The 3068-nt window shown below is 37.7% G+C and carries 4 protein-coding genes and 2 pseudogenes; 4 read left to right on the top strand and 2 right to left on the bottom strand.

All coding sequences use genetic code 11. The features are described 5' to 3' along the window. Window positions 1-431: 431 nt before the first annotated feature. The 3 genes and pseudogenes from ACYVR3_RS16105 to ACYVR3_RS16095 all read left to right on the top strand — a co-directional run. Window positions 432-758: pseudogene (locus ACYVR3_RS16105) on the top strand (replication initiator protein A); the annotation flags it as partial. Between the two features lie 155 nt (window positions 759-913). Then, window positions 914-1112: pseudogene (locus ACYVR3_RS16100) on the top strand (hypothetical protein). A gap of 50 nt (window positions 1113-1162) precedes the next feature. Further along, on the top strand, window positions 1163-1984 hold the full coding sequence (locus ACYVR3_RS16095; protein ID WP_461245013.1) for a Fic family protein: 822 nt from the start codon (window positions 1163-1165) through the stop codon (window positions 1982-1984). Here ACYVR3_RS16095 and ACYVR3_RS16090 read toward each other — a convergent pair. Both ACYVR3_RS16090 and ACYVR3_RS16085 read right to left on the bottom strand, forming a co-directional pair. Continuing rightward, the gene (locus ACYVR3_RS16090; protein WP_057718597.1) at window positions 1974-2252 is read right to left on the bottom strand and encodes a hypothetical protein; all 279 of its coding nucleotides are present in this window, start codon (window positions 2250-2252) and stop codon (window positions 1974-1976) included. The genes ACYVR3_RS16095 and ACYVR3_RS16090 overlap by 11 nt on opposite strands. Before the next feature lie 22 nt (window positions 2253-2274). Further along, window positions 2275-2502 (bottom strand): hypothetical protein, encoded by a 228-nt coding sequence (locus ACYVR3_RS16085; protein WP_003555660.1) that lies wholly within the window; start codon window positions 2500-2502, stop codon window positions 2275-2277. 253 nt (window positions 2503-2755) lie between these two features. Here ACYVR3_RS16085 and ACYVR3_RS16080 point away from each other — a divergent pair. Continuing rightward, the coding region (locus tag ACYVR3_RS16080) for a MobA/MobL family protein (RefSeq protein ID WP_461245012.1) at window positions 2756-3068 on the top strand (313 nt) is incomplete at its 3' end.

Raw genomic sequence — 3068 nt, 5'->3', positions numbered from 1 at the left:
GTATCAGGGAAGAATTAGTAGTATTCGATACACTCGGGTAAATTACAAGTATTCATTTAAAGTATCAGTGAAGTATCAGGGGAATGTCGGTAAGTTTTTGGTTAATACAAAGAATGAGACAGTTGACTTCAAGGGAATGGCCTAGACGTAATTTCAGTGAATTTCACAAACTCATTTTCCCCAATTAAAGCCAATCTGCGACCTATACCACTTCTTTTTTGGATAAGTTCACAATCGAAAAATAACGGAATGTGGAAGTACCGCGGTGAATGTGGGTTACTTGGGATAAGCCGCCTTATGTGAATTAGAAATTGGTATACTAAAAAAGGCTCCCGGTTTAACACTGGAGGCCTTTTTTCTAGGTTACATATTTTGAGGATGAATGTTTTTATCTTCGTAGCTTTTACTTGGGTGCTGTAACATGATGAATACTGCTTAGTTTTTGGTGCCGTACCCCGCAACAGATGCGTCGCTTCGTTGGTATTATCTTAAATGCTAAGTACCGAGTTGAGAAGGATCATAAAGATATTGGCGTCATAATCCCACTGGACGACGAAGAACTTAAATTTTTAATGACTAAAGCCTTGAGACGTTACTTTAACGCCCTAAGAAGCAATGAGAAGCACATCAAGAACGTGGAAAACTACCTGTACGGCACCATGCAAAATCTATTTGGTGTTTGGTGGAATAAACAAGCGGCTAGAGAATACGCGGCCAAACACTCCGAAGAGCAAAACGCTGACAATGAGCGCTTTTAGAATTAAACGGCATATAAGCTCATCTAAGCCGTTTTAAGTGTTCGGCACATAATTATATTAAAACCGATTTAGAACCGTTTATAAGCTAAAATAGGCGCCTTAAATAGCTGAATAGGCGATAACTAATCTAGAAAGATGGGAAAGGAGTTTTTTAAATGACCAAACCAAGCAAAGAAGTCGAAAAAATAGAGCAATTGTTGGCTGACCCCTGGACAGTCAATATTTAAGGCATTTGGGAACAAGCGGCACATAATCCAGACCCTGATAAGCGCAAGTTGTTTGACGCGTTACACACTTACCTCTTAGATAAACGGCAAGAAAAAAATTATCAACGAAAAGCATTTCGTGATTTAACATGGACGAGTCAAAGAATCAGTGGTTGGAATGAAAAGGAGGCACAAAATATGACTAAGACACAAGCATATATGGACAAGTATCAATTTACAGTTGCAGAAAACAAACGGTTTGCTCGAACAAATTTTACCAAGCTAGTACACACTAGTGCCCGCTTTGAAGGCGTAAATACCACTTTGCCGCAAACACAAACCATTATGGACGGCATGAGTGTGGCAGGCGTTCCTGTTGAAGATATTTTGACAATTGTTAACTTAAAGCGTGGGTGGCAATATATCACTGATCAAAATTCCTCCTTAACGTTAACCATGGAAAAACAAATTAACAAGATTGTGGCCGCGGAAGACGCCTTAGTACCAGGAGAATTACGGCAAGGAAAAGGAGGAGTTGATTTAGGCAGTGAAGACTTTTTTGAACCACCCTTAATTAACGAAAAACAAGAACAATCCTTTTTACAAAAAATTTTGGCTGATCCGCAAACAACGACCACTGATAAAGCATTGACTGTTATGTATCATAATATGCGCCAACAAATCTTTTGGGACGGGAACAAAAGGACGGCGACTTTAAGTGCTAATAAAATTATGATTGACGGTGGTGCAGGCTTAATCAATGTGCCGTTAGATAAGTGGGATCAATGGAACGAACTAATTGCCAATTATTATCGAACTAATGACATGGCTAAAATTAAACGGTGGACATATGACAATGGCATTCAAGGATTACAAATTAGAGCAAACTTAGAGCTTAAATCAGTTGAAGACGAAATTGTTAAAAGAATCCAAGAACAATTAAAAGATTTTGCGGATCAAAACCCAGAAATTAAGCCAAAAAACAATCCTGAAAATAAAAACGATCGGCCTAGTTATTAGGTTGATCGTTTTTTAATTTATCCGGTTTATGGGCGTTAACATAGTCAGCAAATGTTTTTAAAAGTTCTTCGGTTTGTTCAACCGAGAGGTTATCAGCTTGAAAGTATTTTTCTAGCAAAGCCCCTTTTTGAATTAATCGGCGAGAACGTGCTTTGCGGTCTTGTCGGCTTTCATAGTATTTAGATTGCCGTAATTTAAAATCTTCCCGCTCAATTTTTTGTTTTAAACGCGCTTGCTGCTCGACTAGTTTTTCATATTGATTAGACATGGAATTTTCCCATCTCGTATGGCTAATGATCTACGGACTTTACCTTTAAAAATTCAGAAAATTGCTTAGCTAAAAGCTTAATCTGATCGTTAGACAAATTAGCATAATCTAAATTGGCTTGACTGATGATTTGTTTACCTAGCCGTTGTTCAATCTTATTTTTTTCGTCCTTAATTTTTTGATTAAGGGCTTTTAATTTAGCTTCTTGTTTTTCTAAGTTACTTTGAGACATAACGATCCCTCCAATCATATTAGAAATAATCACCGAAACTATATCATATAGGAAACGTTAAGTCAAAGTATAAAAGTTGAAATAGCGAAGCGGAAGGCATACACTAAAAGTAAATTCAGGAGAATCAGCAGACCGAGTGAAACGAGGTCAATGCGCACTTACACACAACAACTAAAGTTGGTTGTGTTATTGTGCTAAACCCTTGTATCAGAAGTCGCCGTTGGCGACAACAAAAGCAAACCCATAAACCCAAAGAAAGGTGGCGATCAGCATGGCAATTTTTCACATGAGTTTTCAAAATATTAGTGCTGGAAAAGGAAGAAGCGCAATTGCTGGAGCAAGTTATCGAAGTGGTGAAAAGTTATTCGATCAAAAAGAAGGTAGAAGCTATTTTTATGCTCGGTCAGTCATGCCGGAAAGCTTTATTTTAACACCAAAGAATGCGCCAGAATGGGCGAGTGATAGAGAGAAATTATGGAATGAAGTCGAAAGAAAAGATCGTAGAGTAAATTCACGCTATGCAAAAGAGTTTAACGTGGCTTTACCAGTTGAATTAAGTGAAGATGAACAGAAAGAATTATTGA

Source organism: Secundilactobacillus muriivasis, from assembly GCF_054785195.1.
Note: the sequence above shows the minus strand (reverse complement) of the source record. Positions and strands in the feature narration are given on the sequence as shown.